Below are 25483 nucleotides of genomic sequence, written 5' to 3'. Positions count from 1 at the left end.
CGGGCGGCGGTCGCGCGACGGATGCTCGGCTCCTCGACGACGAGGGGAGCAACGGTGACCGGTGCCGAGAACCGCACGGTCCGGGTGGCGGGCCGCCGGCGCGAGTCCGACGGCGTGGTGTCGCTGGAGCTGGTCGCCGCCGACGGCGGGCGGCTGCCGGACTGGACCCCCGGCGCGCACGTCGACCTCGTCCTCCCCGGCGGGCACACCCGCCAGTACTCGCTGTGCGGGGACCGGTGGGACGCCCACCGCTACCGCGTCGCCGTCCTGCGCGAGGCCGCCGGGCGCGGCGGCTCGGCCTGGGTCCACGACCGGCTCGCCGTCGGCGACGAGATCGGGCTCGGCGGGCCGCGCAACAACTTCGGGCTGGTCCCGGCCCCGCGCTACCTGTTCGTCGCGGGCGGTATCGGGATCACCCCGATCCTCCCGATGATCGCCACGGCGGACCTGCTCGGCGCCGACTGGGCGCTGCTCTACGGCGGCCGCACCCGCGGGTCGATGGCGTTCACCGCGGAGCTCGCGGCGCACGGGGACCGGGTCCGGACCGTCCCCCAGGACGAACAGGGGCTGCTCGACCTGCCCGGCTTCCTGGGCACGCCCGCGCCGGACACCCGGGTCTACGGCTGCGGACCCGCCCCGCTGCTCGCGGCGCTGGCACGGGCCACGGCCGGATGGCCGTCGCACACCGTGCGGACCGAGCGCTTCGTCCCGCGGGCGACCGGCGCCGTCCGCGACACCGCGTTCGAGGTCCACCTCGCCCGCCGCGGGACCGACGTGACCGTGCCACCCGGGCGCAGCGTCCTCGACGCGGTCGCCGACGCCGGCGTCGACGTGTTGTCCTCCTGCCGGCAGGGCACCTGCGGGACCTGCGAGACGACCGTCCTGGCCGGTGTCCCGGACCACCGCGACTCCGTCCTCGACGACGACGAGTGCGCCGCCGCCGACTGCATGCTCGTCTGCGTCTCGCGCTCGGTCGGCCCGCGCCTGGTCCTCGACCTCTAATGGGTCGTGTCTGAGCCGTACCCGCCCCGAACGGAAGGCAGCGCCCATGACGGCCGCGCTCGACCACCTGCCCACCACCGACGTCGACCCGTTCGCCCCCGAGGTCCTCACCGACCCGCTCCCGTTCCACGAGCAGCTGCGCGCGGCCGGCCCGCTGGTCCGGCTCACCCGCTACGACGTGCTCGCCCTCGGCCGCCACGCCGACGTCCGGGCCGCGCTCGTCGACTGGCAGTCCTTCCGGTCCGGGGCCGGGGTGGGGCTGGCGAACTTCCACACCGAGGCGCCGTGGCGGCCGCCGTCGCTGCTGCTGGAGGCCGACCCGCCGCACCACGACGCGCCGCGCCGGGTGCTGGGGAAGGTCCTCGGCCCCCGGGCGCTGCGCGTGCTGCGGGACCGCTGGGCCGCCGACGCCGCGGCGCTCGTCGACGAGGTGCTGGCCGGTGGGAACGAGTTCGACGCCGTCCCGGCGATCGCCGAGGCGTTCCCGCTGCGGGTGTTCCCCGACGCCGTCGGGCTGCCCGAGGCGGGCCGGGAGAACCTGCTGCCCTACGGCGACCTGCTGTTCAACGCGTTCGGGCCGCGCAACGCGCTGCTGGAGGAGAAGCTGCCGCGGCTCGGGGAGCTCTCGGCGTGGGTGAACGCGCAGTGCGCCAGGGAGGCACTGGCCGCCGACGGCTTCGGCGCCGACATCTGGGCCGCCGCCGACCGCGGTGACCTGACCCCCGAGCAGGCCCCGCTCGTCGTGCGGTCGCTGCTGTCGGCCGGGGTCGACACCACCGTCACCGGGCTCGCGGCGGTGCTGCACGCCGTCGCCACGCACCCGGAGCAGTGGGCGCGGCTGCGTGCCGACCCCGGGCTCGCCCGCGTCGCGTTCGACGAGGCCGTGCGCTGGGAGTCGCCGGTGCAGACCTTCTTCCGGACGACGGCGACCGACACCGAGATCGCCGGCGTGGGTGTCCCGGCCGGGCGCAAGGTGCTGATGTTCCTGGGGTCGGCGAACCGGGACCCGCGGTTCTGGGGACCCGACGCGGGCACCTTCGACCTGGGCCGCGACCCGTCCGGGCACGTCGGGTTCGGGATGGGCCTGCACCAGTGCGTCGGCCAGCACGTCGCCCGGCTGGAGGCCGAGTCGGTGCTGCGGGCGCTCGCCGCGCGGGTCGCGACCATCGAGCCCGCCGGTCCACCGCGCCGACGGCCCAACAACACCATGCGGGCCTGGGCGTCGATGCCGCTGCGGGTCACCCCCGCCTAGGTGCACACTCCACCCGTGGTCGCGGGCGAACCGGTACTGGCCCGGGCGGTGCGGATCCTGTCGGTGTTCGAGCCGGGGCGGCCCGAGCTGGGCGTCGCCGAGATCGCCCGGGCATCGGGGCTGCACGTCGCCACCGCGTCGCGGCTGGTCGGGCAGCTGGTCGAGCAGGGCCTGCTCACGCGGACCGGCTCCGGTCGGCTGCGGATCGGGATGCGGCTGTGGGAGCTGGGGCAGCGGGCGTCGCCGACGCTGACCCTGCGGGCCGCCGCGCTGCCGTTCCTCGGGGACCTGCACGCCGTCGTCGGGCACCACGTGCAGCTGGGCGTCCTCGACGGCGACGAGGTCATCTTCCTCGAACGCCTCTCCGCCCCCGGGGCGGTCGTCAACCTGACCCGGATCGCAGGGCGGCTGCCGCTGCACGTCTCGTCGTCCGGTCTGGTCCTGCTCGCCCACGCGCCGCCCGACCAGCAGGAACGCGTCCTCGCGGCACCCCTGGAACGACGGACGTCCGCCACGGTGACCGATCCGGCCCGGTTGCGGGTCCTGCTCGCCCGCGTCCGGCGTGACGGCCACGTCGTCACCGAGGGCCACGTGCACCCCGACGCGACCGGCGTCGCGGTCCCGGTGCGGGGCCGGGACGGGGCCGTCGTCGCGGCGCTGTCGACGGTGCAGCCGCGCGACGGCCGGGCTCGCACCCTCGTCCCGGCCCTGCGCGCCGCGGCCCACGGCATCGCCCGGGCGCACGCCGGGGGAGACCCCGCGCCGTGAGGGCGTTCAGCCCAGGAAGTCCTCGACCACCGCGTCGAACGCGGCGGGGTTCTCCAGGAACACGAAGTGCGAGTTCGCCTCGTCGGTCCCGAACACGTGCAGCCGCGCACCCGGGACGCGCTCGGCGATCCAGCGCTGCGACTCCGGGCTCACGTGGCTGCCCTCGCAGCCGACGACCAGCGTCGGGACGTCGATCCGGGGCAGTACGTCGCGCCAGTCCTGGGCGCAGTGGTCGAACAGCAGCGGCACTCCGGCGTGGGCGGGTGTGTGGGTGATCTCCCGGGCGACCAGGGACCAGACGTCCTCGGCGGGGGTGCCGGAGAACATCGAGCGGACGAACGCCTCCCGCACCTTCGGGCCCTCCGGTCCGGCGAGGTTCGCGGCCAGGTCGAGCAGGCCGCCGACGTCGAAGATCGCCCCCGACCCGGCCTGCTCGTCCACCGACATCCACGGCACCGCCGCGACGGCCGCCGGCTGGTCGACCAGCACCAGCCTGCGGATCCGGCCGGTGCCGTGGGTGTCGATGTGGCTCCACAGCACCGAGGCGCCCATCGACCAGCCGAGCAGGTCGGCGCGGTCGAGCCCGAGGTGGTCGAGCAGCTCGACGAGGTCCTGCGCGAGCCGGGCGATGCGGTAGCCGTGGTGGGGCTTGTCGGAGACGCCGTGCCCGCGCTGGTCGTAGGTGACCACGCGGCGGCCGGAGCCGAGTCCGGTGAGCTGGTGGGTGAACATCGCCTGGGTCTGTCCCCAGCCGTGCAGCATCACCAGCGGGACGCCGTCGCCGCCGGAGTCGCGGAAGTCGAGCGTCACACCGTCGGCGGTGGTGAAGGTGGGCATCGGTGTCCTCCTCGGGTCCGCGGAGAGTCTGGGGCGCTGTGGCTCCGGTCACCACCTCCGCCGGACGAGTGATCAGGCCGTTCCGTGCTCCGACTGTCGAAGGTGAGCCCGGGCCTCGATGACGTCGAGCGCGGTGAGCCCCAGGTGCAGCGCCAGCCGGGTCGCGCCGTCGGAGACGTCGAGGCCGGTGAGCCGGGTGACCCGGTCGAGCCGGTAGTAGAGCGAGGTGCGGTGGATGTGCAGGCGGGCGGCCGCGGCCGGGCCGTTGCCCGCCTCGTCGAGGTAGGCGCGGACGGTCGCGACCAGCCGCCCGTCGGGGTCGGCGGCGCGGAGCCGGTGCACCTCGGCCGGGAGGGTCTCCTCGGTCAGGTGGTCCGGCGGGACCGCGAGCAGCGGGCCGAGCGCCCCGAGCTCCGACCACCGGGCCACCGGGGGCCGCAGGCCCAGCTCCGCGGCCGTGCAGGCGGTCCGGGCCTGCGCGACCGACCCGGCGAGCAGTTCCGGCGCGGCGACCGGCCCGCCGATCCCGGCGACACAGCGGAACCGGCCGTGGGCCAGCTCCGCGACCCGGTCGACGACCCGGTGCACCCGCCCGGGAAGGTCCCCGGCGCCCGCCGCCGGGGGGTCGGCGAGCAGCACCGCGGTGCTGCCGGTGACCGCGGTGAGCCACCCGCACGGGTCGTCGGGGCGGCGCCCGGACAGGGCCGTCCGCAGGGCGATCCGGGCGTGCTCCCTGTCCTCACCGGCCCCGGGGACCGCGACGACGGCGGCGACCGCGCCCGGCCGTGGGGCCCGGCCCGTCCCGGCGAGCGCGGCGGCGGCCCGGGACCGGGCCGCCGGGTCGTCGCCGACGAGGTCGAGCACCCGGCGGTCGTCCTCGTGGGCCGCGTCGGCGGTGCGCGCCAGGTCCAGCAGCGGCAACGCGAGCCGGTCGGCGACCTCGGTGATCCGTCCGAGCTCGCCGGTGGTGAGCGAGCCGTCGGCGTCCATCACCATGAGCAGCGCCAGCAGCCTGCCCTCCCAGCGCACCGGGACGCAGACCCGGGCGTGCATGCCCAGCTCCTCGCTGGCCGGGATGATCCCGGCGCGGGTCCAGGTCAGGACCCCCTGGGACAGCACGTAGCCGCGGATCCGCGGCTCGGCGCCGCGGTTGAGCACGGCCGCGACGCGGGTCTCGTCGGCGTCGCCGTAGTGCGCGCTGGCGTAGAGGACCTGCACGGCGGGGTCGTCGACGACGACCGACCGGGACAGCTCGTCGGCGAGCCGGTCGATCAGCGTCGTCGCCGCGTCGCCGAGCACGCCGCGATCCTACAGACGGAGCACTCGGCGGCGGGGGTGCTCGTCGGCGGTCGGTGTCCGCGCTCCCCGTCGCGGGCGCAGGGTGACGGGGGACGGCGAGGCGAGGAGGGTCCGGTGCGGGAGCTGGAGGGCCGGGTGGCCGTGGTGTTCGGCGCGGGGTCCGCGGGGCGGGGGCTGAGCAACGGGGAGGCGGCGGCGCTGGCCTACGCCGACGCCGGCGCGGTGGTCGCCGCGGTCGACCGCGACGCCGCGGAGGCGGCCCGGGTGGCCGCGGCGATCACCGGCGCGGGTGGCACGGCGCTGGCCGTGACCGCCGACGTCACCGACGACGGCGCCGTCGCCCGCGCCGTCGCCCGGATCGGCGACACCCTCGGTGTGCCGCACGTGCTGCACAACAACGTCGGTGCCGTGGTGCCCGGCGAGGTCACCGGGCTGGACCTCGCCGACTGGAACCGGGGGCTCGCGATCAACCTGACCAGCGCCTACCTGACCTGCCGGCACACGCTGCCGCACCTGCGCGCCGCCGGCCGCGGGGCGATCGTGAACGTGTCGTCGCTGGCCGCCATCCGCGACACCGGCTACGTCTACCCGGTCTACAGCGCGGCGAAGGCCGGCCTGGACCAGCTCACGGTGTCGCTGGCGCTGACGTACGCACGCGAGGGGATCCGCGCCAACGCGGTCCTTCCCGGGCTGATCGACACCCCGATGGTGCGCGAGCAGGTCGTCGACGACCCCGATGCGCTGGCCGCCCGGCACGAGGCCAGCCCGACCGGCCGCATGGGGTCGCCACACGACGTCGCGCAGGCCGCGGTGTTCCTCGCCTCCGACCGCGCCGCCTACGTCAACGGCGTCTGCCTGCCCGTGGACGGCGGGCTGTCCGCGCGGTCACGGTGAGATCCGGGATCAGGCCCCGGCGCCCGCGCCGACCGGCACCGGGCGCAGGGTCAGCGGCAGCAGGTCGCGGACCTCGGTGCGCAGGGTGTCCAGCGCGTGCGGGTCGTCGCCGGTGAGGAACCCCAGCAGGGCCTGCTGGAACACGCCGTCGACCATCCCGTAGGCGGCGTGCGGGCTGAGCGCGACCGTGGTGCCGGCGAGCTCGGCGTACCGGGTGACGACCCGCCACACCATGTCCTCCAGGGTGCGGTCGATCTGCCCGACGGCCTCGCGCAGGTTCGGCTCGAACATGCTCTGGGCGCGCAGGTCGTACCAGAGGCGGTGCATCGGGGCCTCGTCGACGATCGTCTGGCACAAGGTGTCCGCGAACGCGGTGACCAGGCCGTCCGCGGTCGTCGCGTCGGCGACGGCGCCGTCGTAGCGGGTCACGCACACCGCCTTGTACTGCCGCACGCAGTAGACGATCAGCTCCAGCTTGTCGGCGAAGTAGTAGTGCACGACGCCGTGGCTGTACGGGGAGTTCTGGGCGATCTCGCGCAGCGACGCCCGCGCGTAACCGAGCTCGCCGAGGGTCTGCAGGGCAGAGTCCGCCAGTGCGCGACGGCGCGCGTCGTGCTTGTCGACCGGGTTCGCCCGTGCCACGCGGCCCCCTCCCGTCGTCCGCCAGGGGGCCACTGTAACCGACCGGCGCGCCTCCGACGCCGGTGTTCTGGACGCCCGACCGACAATGTCTTGACAACTGGTCAGAGATCGCGGCAGCCTGTGGCCCACATCACCGATCGACACTGGAGTCGCCGTGACGCAGATCGACCTGACCGGACGCACCGTGCTCGTGACCGGGGGAGCACAGGGACTGGGCGAGGGGATGGCCCGCGCGCTGGCCGACTCCGGTGGCCGGGTCGTCGTCGCCGACCTGCAGGACGAGGCGGGCGGCACGCTCGCGAAGTCCCTCGGCGAGCAGCACGGGTTCGTGCACCTGGACGTCACCGACGACGCCTCCTGGACCAGCGCCGTCGCCGAGACGGTGGAGCGGTTCGGCGGACTCGACGTCGTCGTCAACAACGCGGGCGTCGAGGTCACCCAGCTGCTCGCCGACACCGAGCCCGACGACGTCCGCCGGATGCTCGAGGTCAACCTGCTCGGCACGATGCTCGGCATCAAGCACGCCTTCCGCGCCATGCGCCCGGGTGGCGCGGCCGGCCGCGGCGGGGCCGTGATCAACGTGGCCTCGGTGGCCGCGACCATCGCTTTCCCCGCCATCGGCGGCTACTCCGCGACCAAGTCCGGCGTCGACCGGCTCACCCGGGTCGCGGCGATGGAGTCGGGCAAGCTCGGCTACGGGGTGCGGGTCAACTGCGTGTACCCCGGGCTCGTCCCGACCGCGATGGGGCAGAAGCTCGCGGTCGAGACCGCCGGGCTCGGGCTGTTCGAGAGCCCGGAGGCCGCCGTCGGCGCGGTGGTCGAGCTGACCCCGTCGGGTCGGCTCGGCGAGGTCGCCGACATCGCCGACGTGGTCGCATTCCTGGCGTCGGACGCCGCCCGGTTCGTCAACGGTGCCGGCCTGCCGGTCGACGGCGGCATGGGCATGTGACCCGCCGGGGTCCTCGCCGCCCGGGAGCGCCGGGCCCGGGCGGCGAGGCCCCCGCGGAGTGCGTCGGGGCGCCGGTCCGGCGGAGGAGCGGACCGCACCCTGGACACCCGGTGTCGACGACGGCTACGGTGACGTTCCGGGCTCGTCGATCCGACGACCGGATCTGCTCGATGCCTCTCACGGGCGACACCCTCTCGGGGGCCGTCGCCGTTCGGCCGTCCGGTACAGCTCCGTGCTCCGACGGCACCACGGGTCGACCCTCCTCGTAGTGGGGGACCGACCCCACCTCCCCCTGGCGGACACATGACCGCGCCCACGCCATCCCGTCGTCTCCTCGCCGTCCCGGCGCCCGACACCGTCACCACCGACCCGCAGGTCCACGTCGGACCCGGCGGCGCCGCGACCGTCGTCATCGGCGTGTCCGGCGAGATCGACCTCGCGACCGGCCCCTCGGTCGAGGCGCGGGTGCTCGCCGCGGTGGACTCCGCGCCCGGTGGCCGGGTCGTCCTGGACCTGAACGCGGTGGGGTTCCTCGGGCTGCGTGGTGTGGCGATGCTGCGTGCGGCCGCGGACCGCGCCCGGGCCACGGGCGCCTCCCTGGTGGTGGTGCTGGACCCGGCCGCGCCGGCGGCACGCGCGCTGCGGCTGGTCCCGGGCCCCGGTCTCACCGTGGTCGCGGTCGATGTGCCGGTCGCCGACGCGTCCTGACCCCGGCGCGTGGGCGGCAGCGTTGTCGTCGCGCGGGCCGGCGGGCCGCGCGGTCATCGGGGCAGCGGTGGCGCGGCGGGCGCGTCGAACCAGGGCTCGTCCGGGATCGACGGGTCCGGGGTCTCGCGCAGCGCCGGGTCCGGGACGCCGTCGGTGGCCTGCGCCGGGCGGGTCGCGCCGAGGTAGTCGTCGCCGCGCCACCGGTACCAGGAGGTCTGCACCGGCATCCCGAACGTCGGCGCGCTCACCATCCGGTCCTGCCCGACGAACAGACCGACGTGCTGGACCTTGTCGACGGTGCCGTAGAAGACCAGGTCACCCGGGTGCAGCGCGGCCCCGGCGGGCACCTGCGGGCCGCGGCGGTACTGGGCGTGCGCGGTCCGCGGCAGGACGACACCGGCCTTGCCGTAGGCGAAGGCGGTCAGCCCGGAGCAGTCGAATCCGCGGTCGCCGTTCTCCGGCCCGTTGCCGCCCCAGACGAACGGCAGCCCCACCTGGCGCAGGGCGACCTCGACCGCGGTCGCCGCCCGCTGCTCGGGCGTCCCCGGCGGCCCGGCCGCGGCGACACCGCCGGTGACGAGCAGCAGGACCACGGCCAGGAGCGTCGTCGCGAACGGGGACCGGAGCGGCACGGTGTTCATCCCGGTCGGTTCCTCCCGGTCGCCCGCGGTCGGCGGGTGCGACGCGGTCACCGGGCGGTGACCTGCGTCGAACCTAGGGACGGGACCGGGGCGACCGGTAGCGGAAGCGATCGAGCGGGTGAACGGGGCGACCCGGTCGGTGCCGCCACGGGATGCGCCGTCTCGGGACGCGCGCTCGGGGCTGGCCGGAGGGGCGGGTCAGCCGCCGAGGCCGGGGATGCCCGGCATCTGCGGGAGCACCGGCGTCGAGGCGAACAGGTCGAGGTACATCCCGCCGGAGACCAGCAGGCCCAGGACGCCGAGCACGAGGCCGCCGAGTGCGACCGGCCGGACCCAGGCGCCCGCGGCGGGCCGGGCGGCCGGGCCGAGGACCAGGACGAGCCCGACGAGCACCGCGACCAGCGCGACGACACCGTTGACCAGGGCGGCGACGTCCCAGGGCGCGCCGTAGAAGGACTCGATGGTGTCGCCGGGGCTGCCGGTCGCGGCCTGGATCTGCCCGACGAGCGACTCGCGCTCGCGCAGCATGTCGCCGACCGAGGTGCCGGTGAGCGAGGCGAGGCCGAGCCCCGCGGCGACGACGGCGCCGGCTCCGGCGAGCCCACCACCGGAGGTCGTCCCGGAGGTCGTCGCCGAGGTCGTCCCGGTGGTCGCCTCGGAGGTGGGGGTGGCCGCCGCGGTGTCGGCCGGGGTGTCGGACCCGGTCGGCGCGGGCGTCGCCGCGGTGGACGAGTCGCCCGTGGCCGCGCCGGTGTCGGTCGTGTCGGTCGCCTCCGTGCTCCCGGCGGCGGTCGGTGCGCTCCCGGCCGGGGTCGCGGGGGCGTCGGTGGCGGGGGAGTCGGCTCCGGTGCCGCCGGTCGTGTCGGTCGTGCCGGTCGTGGTCGTCCGGTCCGTCGCGACGGAGCCGGACGCGTCGTCGGTCTCCGGGGTACCGGTCGCGGTGCCGCTGTCCGTGGACCTGCTCGTGTCGGAAGCCATGGGCCGCACCGTACGCGAGGTCATGATCGTCGTGGCGGCCCCCCACCTGGGCGGATGCGTCGTCGGTCCGTTCCGTCGGGACCGTCACCGGATGGGGGCGGTGACCGGTCGCTCCCCGTGTGGTCTAGGAACCGCCGTAGGGCGGCTCACCGGTCTCCGGGACGAGCACCGGGGTGTTCTCGTCGAGGGTCTCGCCGCGGAAGAACGGCCGCAGCCGCACCGCGCAGGCCAGCATCAGCGGCACACCGAGCGCGATCATGCCGACGCCGATCACGAACACCCCGCCGACCGGGCCGAAGGAGGTCTCGCCGTAGCCGGGGTCGAGCATGTCGATCGAGCTCTGCACGAACGCCCACACCATGACCACCCCGCCGAGCAGCGGCAGCAGGCCGCGCATCAGCAGGTCGCGTGGTGAGCGCAGCAGGGTGCGCCGGAAGTACCAGACGCAGGCGAAGGCGGTGATGCCGTAGTAGAACGCCACGGCCAGGCCGAGCGAGGCGACGGTGTCGAGCAGCGCGTCCGAGCTGACCAGGCCCAGCACGAGGTAGAAGACCACCGCGGACAGGCCCATGACGACGGTGGCGAACCCGGGCGTCGCGTAGCGGGGGTGGACGCTGCCGAAGCGAGGCGGGACCGCCCCGTAGACGGCCATCGCCAGCGCGCCGCGCGCGGTGGGCAGGATCGTGGTCTGGGTCGACGACGCCGCCGACACCGCGACGGTCAGCAGCAGCACCGCGGTGAGCGCCGTGCCGCCCATCGGCGCGCCGAGCAGGGTGAGCACGTCCTCGGAGTGCTCGGGGTTCGCCAGGCCGATCCCGGTCGCGCCGAACCCGGCGTAGGACTGCAGCGCGACGGCAACGACGACGTAGATCGCCAGCAGGATCACCGTGGCCAGCAGCGCGGCCCGGCCCGGGGTGCTCGTCGAGCCGCGGGTCTCCTCGCCGACGGCCAGACAGGCGTCCCAGCCCCAGTAGACGAAGATGCACAGGATCAGTGCCTGCGCCGCGGCCGAGCCGGAGATCCCGGTCGGGTCGGACCAGCTCCAGCTGGGCAGCACGGCCTGCGGGCCGGCGTCGCCGGAGTACACCAGCCACAGCGCACCGGCGGCCAGCACGGCGAGCACCACGATCTGGAAGACGATCAGCGCGTTCTGGAACCGCTCGGACAGCACGATCCCGCGGTGGCTGATCCAGGTCATGACCAGGATGAACAGCACCCCGACACCGACCTTGACCAGGGTGTTGTCCGCGGCGGCGTCGAACCCGAGCGCGCGCAGGGTGTAGACGGCGGCGATCTCGGCGACGTTGGCCAGCACGATGATCGCCGACACCGCGACGCCCCAGCCGCCCATCCAGCCGACCCACGGCCCGAAGGCCTTGGTGCCCCAGGTGAACGTGGTCCCGCAGTCGGGGACCGCGCGGTTCAGCTCGCGGTAGGCGACGGCGACGAACAGCATCGGCACGAACGCGACGAGGAACATCGCGGGCGCCTTCTCGCCGACGGCGAGGACGACGTAGCCGAGCGTCGCGGCCAGGCTGTAGGCGGGCGCGGTGGCGCCGAGCCCGATGACGGTGTTGCCCCACAGGCCCAGCGCTCCGGTCCGGAGCCCCTTCGGGCCGGCCTCCACGAGGGGAGGCGGTGCGGCGGCGGTCAACCGCCGATCTCGGCGGTGAGGATGGTGGGCACGGTCGTTCCCCGTCTCGTCTGCGCCCGCCCGGGTCGGCGGCGGCACACAGGATGCGGCACGGGCGCACCTGAACGGAAACGCCGGTGTCGTGTCTCACGCCCCGGACCGGCCACCGGACCGGTCACCGGGTGGGCCGGCCGATCCGCCGGGGGTTCAGCACTGCCGGTGCGGCGTGCCCCGGACGCTGAACCAGTAGGCGCCCGCCTCGGCGCCGGAGATCTCGGTGCGGACCTCGGCGGTGGCCGGGCGGCCGAAGCGGCGCCGGATCGCCTTGCGGGCCGTCTTCTCGATGCGGGCGGCGAGCCGCTCCGGCTCGGAGTGCCCGGCCATGGTCAGCACGGCGACGAAGGCGTACCGGGCCGGTCCGCGACGTGGCCAAGGCCCGGTGCCGTCGGCCAGGGACAGCTCGACGGTCATCGGACGCTTGCGGTGCGTGTGCAGGGCACGGGTCAGCTCGGCCTCCACGACGTCCGCCTCGACGCCCGCGGGCGCCTCGATGCGGACGATGGCCATGACGGCGCTCGCCGCGGACCCACCTGTCACCACGGTCACGGTCATGTGCTCCTTCCGGGTGCGCACCGCCCCCACGAAGGCGCGCATCACGGACATTCATGCCCTGTCCACCCGGTTGTAAACAAGGACTTGACCGAAAAAGGTGCGTCAGGATCACGAGAACTGCTCATGGCGCCACCCGAACGGATCAGTGCGGTGTAGTCCTGGTCACTGCTGGACGTGCGGCACGGGTCAGGCGTTCGAGGATCTCCAGGACGTGTTCGTAGTCGCGGCCGGTGGCCCGGCTCATGCCGAGCTCGCAGGTGCGGTTGCAGGAGGCGTGGGCGTCGGCGTCGACCCCGGCGAGCTCCCATGCCTGCCCGGCGGTGGCCGCCGCGGTCAGCTCCGGGTGCAGCATCCCGCGGTCCCCGGCGAAGCCGCAGCAGCTCCACGAGTCGGGGACGACGACGTCGTCGGCGACAGCCGCGGCCAGGCGTCGCAGCGGGTCGAGCAGGCCGAGCTGGGTGGCCGAGCAGGTCGGGTGCAGGACGAGCCGGGCCAGCCGGGCGGGCACGGTGAGCGCGGGCAGGATCCGTTCGGCGGTGAACGCGACGGCGTCGAGGACATGCAGGCCGCGGTAGCGTTCCGGCCCGGACGCGACCATCACCCGCAGGCCCTCGGTGCACGACGACGCGTCGGACACCACCGGGACCGCCCCGCCGCGGCTCGTCGTCCACAGCGCGGGGAGGACCCGCTCGGCCATCGCGGCGAACCCGTCGTGCAGCCCCTTGGACTTCCACGGCGTGCCGCAGCACAGCGACCCCAGGCCGGCGGGTGCGCTCGCCCGCAGCCCCGCCCGTCCGCAGAGGCGGGAGAACGCCTCGCCCGCGCCGGGGCCCGCCGAGCCGAACATGGCACCGGTGCAGGAGGAGAACAGGACGAGGTCGGCGTCGGTGGACACCAGACCGCCGGGGACCCGGCGCCCGCCGCCGCGGGGCAGGTCGGGGCTCCACTGCGGCACCTGCTCGGGGTCGGCGACCCGGCGCAGCGCCGCCGAGACGGGTGCGGCGCCGGGCACGGCCCGCGCGACCGTGAGGGCCAGCCCGGCGGCCCGGGTGGTGGCGCCCCAGTGCTTCGCGGCGAGGGTCCAGCCCGCGCCGGCGGGGCCGTGGTCGCGTTCGCCGCGCAGCCGTCGCACCAGGTCACCGGTGTTGATCAGGACGGGGCAGGCGGTGCCGCACATGCCGTCGACGGCGCAGGTGTCGACGCCGTCGTAGGCGTAGTCGGCCTCCAGCTCGGCGAGCAGGGCGTCGTCGCCCGCGGCCCGGGCGGCGGCCATCTCGCGGCGCAGCACGATCCGCTGCCGCGGGGTGGTGGTCAGGTCGCGGCTGGGACAGACCGGCTCGCAGAACCCGCACTCCACGCAGCGGTCCACCTCGGACTCGACGGCCGGGTTGGTCTTGAGACCTGCCAGGTGCGCGGTGGGGTCGTCGTCGAGGACGACGCCGGGGGAGAGGACCCGCTGCGGGTCGCACAGCCGTTTGATCTCCTGCATGACCTCGTAGAGCTCGTCGCCGTACTGGCGGCGGACGAACGGCGACATCATGCGGCCGGTGCCGTGCTCGGCCTTGAGCGTCCCGCCGTGGGCCAGCACGAGGTCGACCATGTCGTCGGTGAACCGGCCGAAGCGGTCCCGGCCGCCCGCCGTGCCGGAGTCGTCGAGGGTCTCGGTCAGCATGAAGTGGACGTTGCCGTCCTTGGCGTGCCCGAAGATCACGGCGTGGTCGTAGTCGTGCTCCGCGAACAGCGCGATCAGGCCCTCGCAGGTCGCGAGCAGGTCCGGGACGGGTACGGCGACGTCCTCCAGCAGCGCCGCGGTGCCCGGCGGGCGGGCGCCCGCGACCTTGGCGTAGAGCGCCTTGCGCAGCTTCCACAGACCGGCCTTCGCGACCGGGTCCGCCGACAGCTCCCGCGGGCCCCGCAGTGGCAGCCCGGAGATCAGGCCGGAGGCGTCCCCGGCGAGCTGGGTGACCTCGTCGGCGGTGTGCCCGCGGTACTCCACGAGGAACGCGGCGTGCTCGTCGACGGTCAGTGCGCGCAGCCGCGGGTCGGCGTCGGTGTCGCCCTGCCCGACCCGCAGCGACGTCGCGTCCAGCAGCTCGATCGTCGCGGCGCCGGAGTCCACCAGGCCGGGCAGGGCCCGGTTGGCGGCGGCGAGGTCGTCGAACACCAGCAGCCCGGTACGGGTGTGGGCGAGCACCGGCACGGTGCGCATGGTGATCGAGGCGAGGAACGCGAGCGTCCCCTCGGAGCCGACGAGCAGCCGGGCCAGGATCTGCACCGGGTCGTGGTGGTCGAGGAAGGAGTTCAGGCCGTAGCCCATGGTGTTCTTCAGCGCGAACTGGCGCTCGATCTCGGTGCGCAGCGCGGTGTCGCCGCGGAGCCGGTCGCGCAGCCGGGCCAGGCCCGCCCACAGCCGCGGCTCGCGGGCGCGCAGCTCGTCGTCGGCGCCGGGTGCGCCGGTGTCCAGGGTGGTGCCCGACGGCAGGACGAGCTCGACCGAGTCGAGCAGCGCGTAGCTGTTCGCGGCGGTGCCGCAGGCCATGCCGGAGGAGTTGTTCGCGACGACCCCGCCCAGGGTGCAGGCGACCTCGCTGGCCGGGTCCGGGCCGAGCATCCGGCCGTACCGGGCGAGCCGGGTGTTGACCGAGCGCACCGTCGCGCCGGGCCCGACGCGCACCCGCTCGCCGCCGTCCAGGATCTCGACGTCGCGGAAGTGCCGGCGGACGTCCACGAGGATCCCGTCGGTGACCCCCTGCCCGGACAGGCTCGTCCCGCCCGAGCGGAACGTCACCGGCACCCCGCCCGCCGCGCGGAACAGCGCGGCGACCTCGGCAGCGCTCGACACCGTCACCACCGCGGCCGGGGTACGGGCGAAGTGCGACGCGTCGTGCGCCATCCGGAGCCGGTCGATCGCCCGGGTGGCGACGGCGGCCGGCCGGACCGCGGCGGCGAGCCGGTCGTGCAGGGCGAGCAGGGCCGGGCGGCCTGCCGGGTCGGTGGGCGATGTCTCCGCGGGCGATCCGGTGAGGGTCACGGTGGTGCTCCTGGCGTGTGGTGGGACGCGCGTGCACCCACCCTGCACCAGGCTCAGCCCCGTGCCGAGGGGAAGTCGGGGGGACGCTTCTCGCGCAGCGCGGCGGCGCCCTCCACCACGTCGGGGCCCATGAAGGTCAGCATCTCGTAGGCGGCGGACTGCTCGAAGGCCGGTCCCGCGCTGCGCAGCCACGAGTTCAACGCCCGCTTGGTGAGCCGGATGGCCTGCTGGGAGCCGGTGCCCAGGGCGTGCGCGACCCGCAGCGCCTCGTCGAGGACCTGGTCGCGCGGCACCGCCTTCGCGACCATCCCCAGCCGCTCGGCCTCGGCGCCGGTGACCATCTCGCCGGTCAGCAGGTAGTAGCGGGCCTTCGCCATCCCGGCCAGCAGCGGCCAGATGATCGCGGCGTGGTCCCCGGCGGCGACGCCGAGCTTCACGTGGCCGTCGCCCAGCTTCGCGTCCTCGGCGGCGATCGCGATGTCGGCGAGCAGCGCGACGACCACCCCGGCGCCGACGGCGACGCCGTTGATCGCCGACACGACCGGCTTCTCGCAGTCGATGATGTTCCAGACCAGGTCGGACATCTCCCGGAGCATGTGGGAGACGCGTTCGTGGTCGCCGGCCATCCGCTCGACCATGCCGAGGTCGCCGCCCGCGGAGAACGCCTTCCCGGCCCCGGTGATCACCGCGACCCGGGTGGCGGCGTCGGCGGACACGTCCCGCCAGACCCGCGCGAGCTCGCCGTGCAGGACCTCGTCGGCGGCGTTGTACTTCGCCGGGTTGTCGATGGTGATGAGCAGGACGCCGTCGTCGCGGCGCTCGAACCGCAGCTGGGTGTAGGTGCTCGGATCGAGGGTCATGGGGGTCCTCCGGGGGCTGCGGGCAGAGCGTGTCGAGGGGTCGAGGGCGTGCGCGACCCCGGCCACGACGACGTCGCCCGCCCCGTGGCCACTCTGCACCGGCGGGCCCGAGCCCGTCGGGCCGCTCAGCGCACGACGCGCAGCGGGCCGGAGGGCCGGTCGAAGACGATCGGGAGAGTGTCCTCGCGCGGGTCCGGGGTCCGGGGGAGGACCTCGGTCGGGGGCTCGGCGTCCTCGGGCGGACGGCGCATCCGGGGGAGGACGCCGGTCGGCGGGTCGGGCTCCCCGGTCGGCTCCGCAGCGCGCTCCGCGGCGTCGGCGGCGCGGCAGTCGGCGAGCAGCTCCCGCACGTCGTCGGTCACCGCGTGCCCGTCGCCGAGCGCCCGCTCGGCGACCTCGAGCGTCGCGGCGAGCAGGCCGGCCGCGCCGCGCAGGTCGCCGGTGTCGGCACGCGCGATCGCCACCGCGGCGCGGGAGGCGATCGTGCAGGGATGGGTCTCACCGAGCACCCGTGTCCGCCGGGTGACCACGTCCTCGTGCCGGCGGACCGCCTCCTGGGCGTCGCCGGTCTCCCGGTGGGCCGCGGCCACGGCGTCGGCGGCCGCGAGTGAGGCCGGATGGTCCGGGCCGAGCAGTGCCTCGCGGGCGGCGAGGTTGCGGGTGGCGAGCTCCAGCCCGCCGGTGCGGTCGTAGCCGAGCAGCAGCGCGACGGCGAGGGTCCCCTCGGCGACGAGCGTGTCGGGGTCGTCCGGACCCAGGTCGCGACGGGCGGCGGTGAGGACCTGGTGGGCGCGACGGGTGGCGTCCAGCAGCGCGGGCATGTCGCCCCGACGTCCCGCGGTGCGCACGTCGGTCGCGGCGCTGTCGTGACGGGCGCGCAGGTCCTCGCGCAGGGGGACGGTCGTCGTCGACCGTCCGGCACCGCGGTGCCGGACGGTCACCCTCCGCTCGGTCATGAACAACCCGACCCCCCCGTACTCCGCGAACGAGCCATGATCACTCGAACGGCCCACTCGCCAGTAACGGAGCGTACTCGTTATCGGGATCAACGCGCACCCCGGAGGGGTGTTCGAGGAAAAGACTCGTTCTTTCGTCACTGTGTGTGACAGCGAGCGCGCGGACCGTCCGTGGGGTCACTCGGCCGTGCGGTCGGCGATCCCGAACGGGTGCACGGTCGTCGCGGCACCTGGAGTGCGGTGTCCGTGGGCTCGACAATCGCGTGAACGCCGTGCGGAGAGGGGACCTCGTGTCGAGGCAGGGGGACGCCGACCACACCGATGGTGAGGTCGCGGACGACGCAGGGGCGGTGCGGCGTCCAGACACCGGCGCCGACCCCGTCGCCGGTGACCGAGTGGACCGGCCGGTGCGCCGGCCCTTCCGCCCGCCGCCTCCACGGCCCCCGCTGCGGCCGACGTCGCCCTTCCTGGGGGTGGCGCCGCTCGTCGCCCCGCCCGCGGACGAGCCCGGTCCTCCGGGCATCGAGGCGTTCGGGGCCGGCGTGACGCCGCCCCGTGCGGTGCCGGAGGCCGCCGCACCGTCCTCCGACGACCCCGCGACCGCGGGTCCGGTGCTCACCGCCGAGGTGCCCACCGCGACGGGCGCTGCGCCGGATTCCGGCACGTCCGACCGTGATCGGGAGAGCACCGCAGAAGCCGGCCCGGCCTCCGCTGCGCCCGCCTCCGTCGAAGCAACCTCTGCTGCGTCGACCCCGGCTGCGTCGACCCCGGCTGCGTCGACCCCGGCTGCGTCGACCCCTGCTGGGGCGACGGTTGCTGGGGCGACGGTTGCTGGGGCGACGGTTGCTGGGGCGGCGGCCGCTGCGTCGACGGCTGCCGCGGGACCGGGATCCACGGCGCCCGCTGCCGCTGCGCCGGGCATCGCCGGGCCGAACGTGCCCGGAGCGACGCCCGTCCCACCGCCCGACGGCGCCCGCTCGCTGCCACCGCCGACCGGCCCTCACCCGACCCTGCCCGGTGTCCCCGCGGTCGGGCCGCGCGCGACGCCCCGGCTCACGGCAGCGGTACTGGTCGGATCCCTGCTGGCGGCCGCGGGCGCGGTCGCGCTGGTGTCGGAGCAGAGCGACGGCGCAGGCTGGCCCGGCGCGACCGACCCGACGGCGGTGACCCGCCCGGACGGGGTGACCGCGGGTCTCCCCGGGGGGCCGGGACCCCTGGTCCCGATGCCCGGGGTCTCCTCCGGTGACGGGGCGCCTGACCGGGCCGCCTCGCCGGAGCGGTACCGGGCCGACCCGGATCCCGACCGCGCGTCCCGCCCGGACCCGGCCGCGGGCCCGGACGAGCGGCGGGCCGGTCCCGCGACACAGCTCCCGGCATCGAGCGCGGCACAGCGCCCGGCACCGGGCGGCGGCCGCGCACCGGCGGCACCCGTCGCTCCGCCGGCTCCGGGCGGACCGGCGGCGGGCGGCCGGGTGGCACCGGCTGCCCCGGCTCCGGGCGGAGCGGCGGCTCCGGGCGGGCCCGGTCCGGCCGCTCCGGGCGCGCCCGCCGGGGGGACGACCCCGGGGGCACCCGGCACCCCACCCGGCGGCACGAGCCCGGCCGGGCCCGGCACGCCCGGCGCCGGCACGACCCCGTCGGGCTCCGGCGGCACTGGCACGGGACAGCCCTCCGGTACCGGAGCCGCACCGGCCCCGGCGCCCCCGGCGGGAGCCGGGCCCGCGTCGGGCCCGGGACCGGGAGCAGGGACGGGATCCGGCACGGGGACCGGGAACGGGGTCCCGGACGCGACCGGCCCCGGATCCGGCCCTGGCACCGGCGGCCCGTCGACCGGACACCCGCCGGCGGTCGGCAGCGCGGGTGGCGGTTCTCCGAGTGGCGGCACCGCGAGCGGCGGCACCGCGGGTGGTGGGGCCGCGGGTGGTGGGGCCGCACCGACGGCCCCGGCCGGCCCCGGGGCCTGACCCGCCCGGGACCGACGGACGTGGCGGCGGCGGGCGACTCAGCCCGCCGCCAGGATCTGCTCCCGCAGGATGTCGGCGTGCCCGCAGTGGTGGGCCAGCTCCCGCAGCACCTGCAGCAGCAGCCAGCGGACCGTGATCGGGTACCCGCGTCCGGTCACGGTATCGTCGAGCGCCAGCCCGGCCACCGCGCCGCGGGAACGCTCGCACACCCGCAGGTAGTGGTCCCGGACCGAGCCGATGGTCTCGTCGTCACGGGGCAGGAACGACTCCTCCACGGTCTCGGGGATGCCGAGCTCCGCGCGCGTCGCGCCGTGGACCCCGATGCCGAACCACACCGTCTCCATGAACGCGGCGTGCCGGACCAGCCCCAGCAGCGTCGTCGCCGACGGGACCAGCCGCCGTCGCGCCTGCTCCTCGGTCAGCCCGTCGAGAAGGCCGGCGATCAGCGTCCGGTACTCCTCGACGAACGCCGTCAGCTGGGTCCGCTCGTCGCCGACCATTACCGCGAAGGGATTGCTCATGGGAGCGACCGTACGACCGTGGTCGGACGGCGCAGATCGTTCCCCGCTCCGACGCGCCCGGCCGGCCCGGGCCCGCACCGTTGCAGCATGAGCACGACAGACCGGATTCCCGGCCCACCGCAGGTGCCACCCGCCCGACCGGACAGCGGGTCGTGGCCGCGCGGCCGGCACCGGGCCGGGCGGACCCGGGTGGCCGGCCTCGACGCCGCCCGCGGTCTCGCGGTCCTCGGCATGATCGTCGCGCACGTCGCCGTCGCCGCGGGGTCGAGCTGGCTGGTGCAGGCGGTCACCGGGCGCGCCGCGGTGCTGTTCGCGGTGCTCGGCGGGGTGTCGCTGACCCTGATGGCCGCGCCCGTCCTCGCCGCGCCGACCGCGCGGAACCGGGCGTGGCTGCGCCGCCGGATCGCGGTGCGGGGACTGCTGCTGGTGGTCCTCGGGCTGCTCCTGGCCGAGATCAGCAGTGGACCGATGGTCATCCTCGTCGTCTACGGGGTGCTGTTCTGGCTGCTCCTGCCGGTGCTGTTCGCGCCGGCCCGGGCGCTCGCGGTCGCCGCCGCGGTCTGGGCCGTCGCCGGGCCACTGCTGTCCTGGGTGCTGCGTGCCCGGTTCGGGTCCACCCCCGACGCCGGCGGCCGGACGGTGCTCGGCGCGACCGTGCAGCTGTCCGACCTCATCTCGCCCGCCGGCCTGCTCCACGCGCTCGACACGGTGCTGCTCAGCGGCGCCTACCCCGTCCTGACCTGGATGCCGTTCCTGCTGCTCGGGATGGCGCTCGGCCGGCTCGACCTGCGCACCGCGGGCACCCGGCTGGTCGCCGGCGGGGCCGCCGGCGCGGTGCTCGGCTACGGCGGGTCCTGGCTGGCGCTGGACGTCCTGGGTGGGCGCGACGCGCTCCTGGCATCGGTCGCGCCCGTCGCCGACCGGCTCGGCGTCCCGGCCCAGCTCGCGTTGCAGCTGCTCGGCGGCACCGCCCTGGGCACGGTCGCCACCACCACACCCGCCTGGCTGCTCGCCGCGACCCCGCACAGCGGCAGCCCGTTCGACGTCGTCGGGGCGGCCGGGGTCGCCGTCGCGGTGCTCGGCCTGTGCCTGCTCGCCGCGCGGTACGGGGGACGGCTGCTCGACCCGCTCACCGCGACCGGCGCGCTCCCGCTGACCCTGTACGCCGGGCACATCGCGCTGCTCGCCGCACTCGGCGGGTGGCCGCAGGACGCGCCGTGGGCGGCGACGGCGCTGGTCGCGGGCCTGGCGGTGGTCACAGCGTGGACCTGGCGCCGGCTCGTCGGGCGCGGTCCGCTGGAGGCACTGGTGCACGGCGTCTCCGTCCGCGCCGCCGGGTCTCCGCCCACGGTCGGAGACCGGGGATCGGACCCCGCTCCGATGCCTCGCGCGGCCGCCCCGCGCGAGGCTGGGGACATGGACAGCGCGACGGCGGGCCGGGCGGCCGACACGATCGGGTATCGGACATCATCGACCACGGGGCCTGCGCGGCCGGCGCGACAGGTGCCACAGGCCCGTCCCGGCCGGGAGGAGACGCGATGAGCACCGCGACACGGCTGCGGGACGCCGTGCGCCGGCTGCCCGCGCTGCGCTCGTCGCCCTCGGAGGCCCCGACCCTCGTCGAACGTGCGGTGGCACTCGGCCGGCGCATCCCCGTCGTCGTCGACGCCGTGCTGGCCGCCCTGCTCATCTGGGTCGCGGTCAGCTGGACACTGGAGGGCAAGGGCGTCCGCTCGGACATGCGGATCGAGGCGCTGGTCGTCTCCGTGCTGGCGTCGCTGCCCGTCCCGCTGCGCCGGGTGTACCCGATGCCGGCCGCGATCGCGACCGCGGTCGTCGCGCTGGTCTGTACCTTCGGGCTGCCCGGCACGATGGCCGCGTTCCTGCTGCCGTCGCTGGTCATGGGGTACTCGGCCGTGGCCTACGGGCCCCGCTGGGCGGGCTGGCTGGCGCTGGTCGTGCTCATGGTGGGGGTGCTCGGACCGTTCGTGGCCCGCGGTCCGGCGTTCCTGTTCGCCTCCCCGGACATGACGCCGCTGGTGGCGCTGGCCCTGATCGGGGCGATGGCGACGGTCCCGCTGCTGGTGTGGCTGCTCGGGTCGCTGCGCCGCGCCGCCCACCGCCGGACCCTCGACCTGCGCGAACGCAACCGGCTGCTGGAGGAGAGCCGCCGCCAGGAGGTCCGCCTCGAGCTGCTGGCCGAGCGGTCGCGGATCTCCCGCGAGGTGCACGACGTCGTCGCCCACTCGCTGTCCGGGATCATCGCCCAGGCCGACGGCGGCCAGTTCGCCGCGCAGCGCGACCCGGCGAAGGCCGTCGAGGTGCTCGCCGGCATCGCGACGACCGGCCGTTCCGCGCTGTCCGACGTCCGCGGTCTGCTGTCGATGCTGCGCGACACCGGCCCGGACGACGGCACCGACACCGACCCGGCGCGTCCGCAGCCCGGCGTCGGCGACGTCCCCGCACTCGTCGAGCAGGTCCGCACCGGCGGGCTGCCGGTGGACCTGCGGACCGTCGGCACCCAGCGGGAGCTCCCGACCGGGCCCGGCCTGACCGTCTACCGGATCGTGCAGGAGTCGCTGACCAACGTCATCAAGCACGCGGGGACCGGCGTGCCCACCCACGTCGAGCTGCGGTGGACCCCCGACGAGCTGACCGTGCGCGTCCACGACGAGGGCGCCCGCGGCCCCGTCCCCACCCCGCCGCGCGGCGGGCACGGCCTGACCGGCATGCGGGAGCGCGCCGCTCTGCACGGCGGCTCGGTCGAGGCCGGACCGCGCGCCGACGGCGGCTGGACGGTCCGGCTGCGTCTGCCCCTCACACCCCCGGCCCGAGGAGAACGGTGAACCCCGTACGACTGATGCTCGTCGACGACCAGGAGCTGGTCCGCACCGGCTTCGCGATGGTGCTCGACTCCTGCGACGACCTCGCCGTCGTCGCCCAGGCCGGCGACGGCGAGGCCGCACTCGCCGAGCTGGACCGCACCGAGGTCGACGTCGTGCTGATGGACGTGCGGATGCCCCGCCTCGACGGCATCGCCGCAACCCGCCGGGTCGTCGCCGAGCACCCCGGGGTGCGGGTCCTGGTGCTGACCACCTTCGACCTCGACGAGTCCGTCACCGAGGCCATCGCCGCCGGTGCCAGCGGCTTCCTGCTCAAGGACGTGTCCCCGCAGGACCTCATCGAGGCCGTCCGCACCGTGCACCGCGGCGACTCGGTCGTCGACCCCGTCTCCACCCGGCGGCTGCTGCGCGCCACCCGGCCGCTGCTCACCGCGCCTGAGCCGGCCGCCGCGGAGCCGTCGGTGGACGCCGTCGCCGCGCTCGCCGAGCTGACCCCGCGGGAGCGGGAGGTGCTCGTCCTCGTCGGCAACGGCCGGTCGAACGCCGAGATCCGGGCCGACCTCGTCGTCTCCGAGGCGACGGTGAAGACCCACATCGGGCACCTGCTCGCCAAAACGCAGTCGCGTGACCGCGTCCAGCTCGTCGCGCTGGCGTTCCGGGCGGGTCTGGTCAGCTGAGCCCCGGCCGCCCCGCTCAGAAGCCCGGGTGGTCGCGCAGGTTGACCTGGTCGCAGGTCAGCGCGAACGCGTCGACCTCCTCCGGCGACGGCGGTGTCGCCCGTGCGGCGAACTCCGCCAGCCCCCGGAAGTAGCGTTCCCGCGGCGCGCCGGGCACGAACAGGATGAGGAACCGCGCGTCGCTGTCCGGGCCGGTGCGGAACGCGTGCACGCCCCGGTGCGGGACGTGCACCAGGTCACCCGGTCCGGCCTCGGTCCAGGTCTCGCCGGTCATGATCCGCAGCGCGCCGTCGAGGACGTAGAAGCTCTCGGTGAACCCGGTGTGCAGGTGCGGCAGCGCACCGGGGGAGTCCGCCGGGATCCACGACTCGAACAGGCCGAACCCGCCACCGACCTCCGTGCCGGGCGCGGCGAACCGGGTCCACGAGCCGGTCGGGGAGGTCACGGCGCGCTCGGTGGTCGCGGCGGGGCGCCACACCGCGCCGGGCTCGGGAAAGCTCACGCACCGAACGTAGCGGACCGATGACCGGGCGTCCCGGCGCTGTGGCCGGTCACCGCCCGCGCGGGGCCGTGGGGGAGCGCCGGGGCGGCGAGCGCCCCTCGGTATCGTCACCGACGCTGCCGGAGGCGTCCGGCCGTGGCCGGAGCGGAGAGGTGGGGTGAGGCACGTGCGCGTCCTCGCCCCGCTGACGTTGCTGGTCCTGGCCCTGGTGCTCTGCGCGGGACCCGCCGTCGCCACCGCCTCGGGCGGCCACGGCGCCGCGCCGGCGGTCGTCGTCGGCTCGGACTGCTCGCAGCACCCGCTCACGCTGCTGCACCCGGGGGACTGCGAGCAGGCCCCCCGCCGCGACGACGACGTGCCGGTCCCCACGCTGGTCCCGGTCGCCGTCGTCTCCGTCCTGCCCTCCGGGCACGCGGGCGTCGCGCCACCCACCGCACCGGAACGGACCCTGTGCGCGCCGTCGCCGGTGGAGCACCTCTGCGTGGACCGCAACTGAGGCGTGCGGTCACCCCGCCACCGTGTCCCCGCACCCGTTCCGACCCGGCCACCGTGCCGGGCCCCGTGGAGGAAGACTCCCGATGACCCGCAACGTGAAGATCTCCCTGGCCGCCCTCGGCGCGTTCGCGCTGATCGTGGCCGCCCTGCTGTTCGCGACGCGCCCCGACACCCCGGAGACCGGCGCCGCCGCCGGCACGCCCGACAGCCTCGTCACCGCCGACGCCGCCCGCCTCAACGACGCCCCGAACGCCTCGGCCACCCTGGTCGAGTTCGCCGACTTCCAGTGCCCCGCCTGCGGCCAGGTCCAGCCGATCATGGACCAGCTGGTGGCGCAGTACGGCGACCGCGTGCAGTTCGTGTTCCGCAACTTCCCGCTGCCGATGCACCAGAACGCCGAGGCGGCGGCACTCGCCGGTGAGGCCGCCCGCGCCCAGGGCGCGTTCCACCCGATGTACGAGCGGCTGTTCCAGACCCAGCGCGACTGGTCCGAGTCCCCGGACGCGGCGACGGTGTTCCGCGGCTACGCCCAGGACCTCGGCCTCGACCTGAACGCCTACGACGCCGCGATCGCCGACCCGGCGACCGCCGCGAAGATCCAGGCCGACAAGGACGCCGGGACCGCCGCGGGCGTCGAGGGCACCCCGACGATCTTCGTCAACGGCGAGAAGGTGCAGCTCCGCTCGGTGCAGGACATCACCGACGCCCTCGACGCCGCGGTGAACCGATGAGCGTCCCGGCGGCGCCCTCCGCGGCACGGACCGAGGAGTTCTCCCGCGTCACCCCCGATACCTCGGCCGTGCCGGGGCCGGTGCCGCGGTTCCTACCGTGGCTGCTCGTCGTCGGCGGCGTGCTGGGGCTGGTCTCGGCGTTCACACTGACCGTCGAGCGCATCGAACTGCTGATGGACCCGAGCTACACGCCGTCGTGCAGCATCAACCCGGTGCTGTCCTGCGGGTCGGTCATGACGACCCCGCAGGCGGCGTTCTTCGGGTTCCCGAACCCGCTGCTCGGGATCGGGGCGTTCGCGGTCGTGGTGACGACGGGTGTGGCCCTGCTGGCCGGGGCCCGCTTCCCGCGCTGGTGGTGGGTGGGGCTGACCGTCGGGTCCGCGCTCGGCGTCGTGTTCGTGCACTACCTGATCGTCCAGAGCCTGTACCGGATCGGCGCGCTCTGCCCGTACTGCATGGTCGTGTGGGTCGTGACGATCCCGATCTTCTGGTACTCGCTGCTCGCGACCCTGGACGCCCTCGGCGGCGGCGCGCGTGCGCTGCACGCCCGGATCGCCGGCTACCACGCGGTGCCGGTCGTGCTGTGGTTCCTGGTGATCGCGGCGCTGATCCTGCAGCGCTTCTGGACCTACTGGTCCTCGCTGCTCTGACCGAGCCGCTCCGAGCCGCTCCTGAGCTGCTCTGGGTT

24 protein-coding genes are annotated in these 25483 nt (G+C 75.7%); 12 read left to right on the top strand and 12 right to left on the bottom strand.

What is annotated here, in order from left to right:
- Window positions 1-21 precede the first annotated feature (21 nt).
- From Ae331Ps2_RS28065 to Ae331Ps2_RS28055, 3 genes are read left to right on the top strand one after another with little or no spacing between them, the layout of a single operon-like run.
- Window positions 22-1002, top strand: a complete 981-nt coding sequence (locus tag Ae331Ps2_RS28065) for a PDR/VanB family oxidoreductase (protein ID WP_075305608.1) — start codon at window positions 22-24, stop codon at window positions 1000-1002.
- A gap of 46 nt (window positions 1003-1048) precedes the next feature.
- On the top strand, window positions 1049-2254 hold the full coding sequence (locus Ae331Ps2_RS28060) for a cytochrome P450 (protein WP_075305609.1): 1206 nt from the start codon (window positions 1049-1051) through the stop codon (window positions 2252-2254).
- Window positions 2255-2269: 15 nt separating this feature from the next.
- Window positions 2270-3022 carry an IclR family transcriptional regulator gene (locus Ae331Ps2_RS28055; protein ID WP_075305610.1) on the top strand — a complete coding sequence of 251 codons (753 nt, stop codon included), beginning with the start codon at window positions 2270-2272 and terminating at the stop codon, window positions 3020-3022.
- Between the two features lie 6 nt (window positions 3023-3028).
- Here Ae331Ps2_RS28055 and Ae331Ps2_RS28050 read toward each other — a convergent pair whose 3' ends face one another.
- Window positions 3029-3859: an alpha/beta fold hydrolase gene (locus Ae331Ps2_RS28050; RefSeq protein WP_075305611.1), complete on the bottom strand. Its 831-nt coding sequence runs from the start codon at window positions 3857-3859 to the stop codon at window positions 3029-3031.
- Between the two features lie 72 nt (window positions 3860-3931).
- A complete protein-coding gene (locus tag Ae331Ps2_RS28045) occupies window positions 3932-5158 on the bottom strand; it encodes a CdaR family transcriptional regulator (RefSeq protein WP_075305612.1) in 1227 nt (408 codons plus the stop codon).
- Window positions 5159-5272: 114 nt separating this feature from the next.
- Between Ae331Ps2_RS28045 and Ae331Ps2_RS28040 the strand changes: the two genes are divergently transcribed.
- Complete coding sequence (locus tag Ae331Ps2_RS28040) at window positions 5273-6052, top strand: SDR family NAD(P)-dependent oxidoreductase (protein ID WP_075311547.1); 780 nt, start codon at window positions 5273-5275, stop codon at window positions 6050-6052.
- A gap of 9 nt (window positions 6053-6061) precedes the next feature.
- Here Ae331Ps2_RS28040 and Ae331Ps2_RS28035 read toward each other — a convergent pair whose 3' ends face one another.
- Window positions 6062-6694 carry a TetR/AcrR family transcriptional regulator gene (locus Ae331Ps2_RS28035; RefSeq protein WP_083696111.1) on the bottom strand — a complete coding sequence of 211 codons (633 nt, stop codon included), beginning with the start codon at window positions 6692-6694 and terminating at the stop codon, window positions 6062-6064.
- Between the two features lie 154 nt (window positions 6695-6848).
- Between Ae331Ps2_RS28035 and Ae331Ps2_RS28030 the strand changes: the two genes are divergently transcribed.
- Both Ae331Ps2_RS28030 and Ae331Ps2_RS28025 read left to right on the top strand, forming a co-directional pair.
- On the top strand, window positions 6849-7643 hold the full coding sequence (locus Ae331Ps2_RS28030; RefSeq protein ID WP_020627269.1) for an SDR family NAD(P)-dependent oxidoreductase: 795 nt from the start codon (window positions 6849-6851) through the stop codon (window positions 7641-7643).
- 303 nt (window positions 7644-7946) lie between these two features.
- Entirely contained in the window at window positions 7947-8351 is a 405-nt protein-coding gene (locus Ae331Ps2_RS28025) for an STAS domain-containing protein (RefSeq protein WP_075305614.1), read from the top strand.
- A gap of 53 nt (window positions 8352-8404) precedes the next feature.
- On the opposite strand, the gene Ae331Ps2_RS34405 is transcribed toward Ae331Ps2_RS28025, so the two are convergent.
- The 8 genes from Ae331Ps2_RS34405 to Ae331Ps2_RS27980 form a co-directional block, all read right to left on the bottom strand.
- Window positions 8405-9043: a C40 family peptidase gene (locus tag Ae331Ps2_RS34405; protein ID WP_075305615.1), complete on the bottom strand. Its 639-nt coding sequence runs from the start codon at window positions 9041-9043 to the stop codon at window positions 8405-8407.
- Window positions 9044-9190: 147 nt separating this feature from the next.
- Window positions 9191-9970: a hypothetical protein gene (locus Ae331Ps2_RS28015; RefSeq protein WP_139318673.1), complete on the bottom strand. Its 780-nt coding sequence runs from the start codon at window positions 9968-9970 to the stop codon at window positions 9191-9193.
- Window positions 9971-10094: 124 nt separating this feature from the next.
- Window positions 10095-11597, bottom strand: a complete 1503-nt coding sequence (locus Ae331Ps2_RS28010) for an APC family permease (RefSeq protein ID WP_249265548.1) — start codon at window positions 11595-11597, stop codon at window positions 10095-10097.
- Window positions 11598-11810: 213 nt separating this feature from the next.
- Window positions 11811-12209 carry a hypothetical protein gene (locus Ae331Ps2_RS28005; protein ID WP_139318674.1) on the bottom strand — a complete coding sequence of 133 codons (399 nt, stop codon included), beginning with the start codon at window positions 12207-12209 and terminating at the stop codon, window positions 11811-11813.
- 148 nt (window positions 12210-12357) lie between these two features.
- Complete coding sequence (locus Ae331Ps2_RS28000; RefSeq protein WP_233147491.1) at window positions 12358-15246, bottom strand: FAD-binding and (Fe-S)-binding domain-containing protein; 2889 nt, start codon at window positions 15244-15246, stop codon at window positions 12358-12360.
- Window positions 15247-15299: 53 nt separating this feature from the next.
- Window positions 15300-16106, bottom strand: coding sequence for an enoyl-CoA hydratase/isomerase family protein (locus Ae331Ps2_RS27995; RefSeq protein ID WP_060712599.1), 807 nt, complete (start codon window positions 16104-16106; stop codon window positions 15300-15302).
- A gap of 125 nt (window positions 16107-16231) precedes the next feature.
- Window positions 16232-17062 carry a tetratricopeptide repeat protein gene (locus tag Ae331Ps2_RS27990; protein WP_075550109.1) on the bottom strand — a complete coding sequence of 277 codons (831 nt, stop codon included), beginning with the start codon at window positions 17060-17062 and terminating at the stop codon, window positions 16232-16234.
- A gap of 2002 nt (window positions 17063-19064) precedes the next feature.
- Entirely contained in the window at window positions 19065-19547 is a 483-nt protein-coding gene (locus Ae331Ps2_RS27980) for a DinB family protein (protein ID WP_075305618.1), read from the bottom strand.
- 87 nt (window positions 19548-19634) lie between these two features.
- Between Ae331Ps2_RS27980 and Ae331Ps2_RS27975 the strand changes: the two genes are divergently transcribed.
- The 3 genes from Ae331Ps2_RS27975 to Ae331Ps2_RS27965 are packed head-to-tail and all read left to right on the top strand — an operon-like array spanning window position 19635 to window position 23067.
- Complete coding sequence (locus Ae331Ps2_RS27975) at window positions 19635-21089, top strand: heparan-alpha-glucosaminide N-acetyltransferase domain-containing protein (protein ID WP_139318676.1); 1455 nt, start codon at window positions 19635-19637, stop codon at window positions 21087-21089.
- Window positions 21086-22393 (top strand): sensor histidine kinase, encoded by a 1308-nt coding sequence (locus Ae331Ps2_RS27970; protein WP_083696109.1) that lies wholly within the window; start codon window positions 21086-21088, stop codon window positions 22391-22393. Before Ae331Ps2_RS27975 ends, Ae331Ps2_RS27970 begins: the two co-directional genes overlap by 4 nt.
- Window positions 22390-23067: a response regulator transcription factor gene (locus Ae331Ps2_RS27965; RefSeq protein ID WP_233147492.1), complete on the top strand. Its 678-nt coding sequence runs from the start codon at window positions 22390-22392 to the stop codon at window positions 23065-23067. The genes Ae331Ps2_RS27970 and Ae331Ps2_RS27965 overlap by 4 nt, the downstream gene beginning before the upstream one ends.
- 16 nt (window positions 23068-23083) lie before the next feature.
- On the opposite strand, the gene Ae331Ps2_RS32265 is transcribed toward Ae331Ps2_RS27965, so the two are convergent.
- Entirely contained in the window at window positions 23084-23569 is a 486-nt protein-coding gene (locus Ae331Ps2_RS32265) for a cupin domain-containing protein (protein WP_075305620.1), read from the bottom strand.
- 157 nt (window positions 23570-23726) lie between these two features.
- On the opposite strand from Ae331Ps2_RS32265, the gene Ae331Ps2_RS32260 reads away from it, so the two are divergent.
- From Ae331Ps2_RS32260 to Ae331Ps2_RS27945, 3 genes are all read left to right on the top strand, one after another.
- Entirely contained in the window at window positions 23727-24065 is a 339-nt protein-coding gene (locus Ae331Ps2_RS32260; RefSeq protein WP_158071477.1) for a hypothetical protein, read from the top strand.
- Window positions 24066-24147: 82 nt separating this feature from the next.
- Window positions 24148-24795 (top strand): thioredoxin domain-containing protein, encoded by a 648-nt coding sequence (locus tag Ae331Ps2_RS27950; protein WP_020626884.1) that lies wholly within the window; start codon window positions 24148-24150, stop codon window positions 24793-24795.
- Window positions 24792-25445, top strand: a complete 654-nt coding sequence (locus Ae331Ps2_RS27945; RefSeq protein WP_083696105.1) for a vitamin K epoxide reductase family protein — start codon at window positions 24792-24794, stop codon at window positions 25443-25445. The genes Ae331Ps2_RS27950 and Ae331Ps2_RS27945 overlap by 4 nt, the downstream gene beginning before the upstream one ends.
- Window positions 25446-25483: the final 38 nt, after the last annotated feature.

The organism is Pseudonocardia sp. Ae331_Ps2 (assembly GCF_001932405.1).
Classification (GTDB): domain Bacteria; phylum Actinomycetota; class Actinomycetes; order Mycobacteriales; family Pseudonocardiaceae; genus Pseudonocardia.
Note: the sequence above shows the minus strand (reverse complement) of the source record. Positions and strands in the feature narration are given on the sequence as shown.

What these genes read in the sequence shown, in the direction of transcription:
- Ae331Ps2_RS28065 (WP_075305608.1), top strand. Translation starts at nt 22, where the DNA reads ATGCTCGGCTCCTCGACGACGAGGGGAGCAACGGTGACCGGTGCCGAG.
- Ae331Ps2_RS28060 (WP_075305609.1), top strand. Translation starts at nt 1,049, where the DNA reads ATGACGGCCGCGCTCGACCACCTGCCCACCACCGACGTCGACCCGTTC.
- Ae331Ps2_RS28050 (WP_075305611.1), bottom strand. Translation starts at nt 3,859, where the DNA reads ATGCCCACCTTCACCACCGCCGACGGTGTGACGCTCGACTTCCGCGAC.
- Ae331Ps2_RS28025 (WP_075305614.1), top strand. Translation starts at nt 7,947, where the DNA reads ATGACCGCGCCCACGCCATCCCGTCGTCTCCTCGCCGTCCCGGCGCCC.
- Ae331Ps2_RS28015 (WP_139318673.1), bottom strand. Translation starts at nt 9,970, where the DNA reads ATGGCTTCCGACACGAGCAGGTCCACGGACAGCGGCACCGCGACCGGT.
- Ae331Ps2_RS27995 (WP_060712599.1), bottom strand. Translation starts at nt 16,106, where the DNA reads ATGACCCTCGATCCGAGCACCTACACCCAGCTGCGGTTCGAGCGCCGC.
- Ae331Ps2_RS27990 (WP_075550109.1), bottom strand. Translation starts at nt 17,062, where the DNA reads ATGACCGAGCGGAGGGTGACCGTCCGGCACCGCGGTGCCGGACGGTCG.
- Ae331Ps2_RS27980 (WP_075305618.1), bottom strand. Translation starts at nt 19,547, where the DNA reads ATGAGCAATCCCTTCGCGGTAATGGTCGGCGACGAGCGGACCCAGCTG.
- Ae331Ps2_RS27975 (WP_139318676.1), top strand. Translation starts at nt 19,635, where the DNA reads ATGAGCACGACAGACCGGATTCCCGGCCCACCGCAGGTGCCACCCGCC.
- Ae331Ps2_RS27970 (WP_083696109.1), top strand. Translation starts at nt 21,086, where the DNA reads ATGAGCACCGCGACACGGCTGCGGGACGCCGTGCGCCGGCTGCCCGCG.
- Ae331Ps2_RS27950 (WP_020626884.1), top strand. Translation starts at nt 24,148, where the DNA reads ATGACCCGCAACGTGAAGATCTCCCTGGCCGCCCTCGGCGCGTTCGCG.
- Ae331Ps2_RS27945 (WP_083696105.1), top strand. Translation starts at nt 24,792, where the DNA reads ATGAGCGTCCCGGCGGCGCCCTCCGCGGCACGGACCGAGGAGTTCTCC.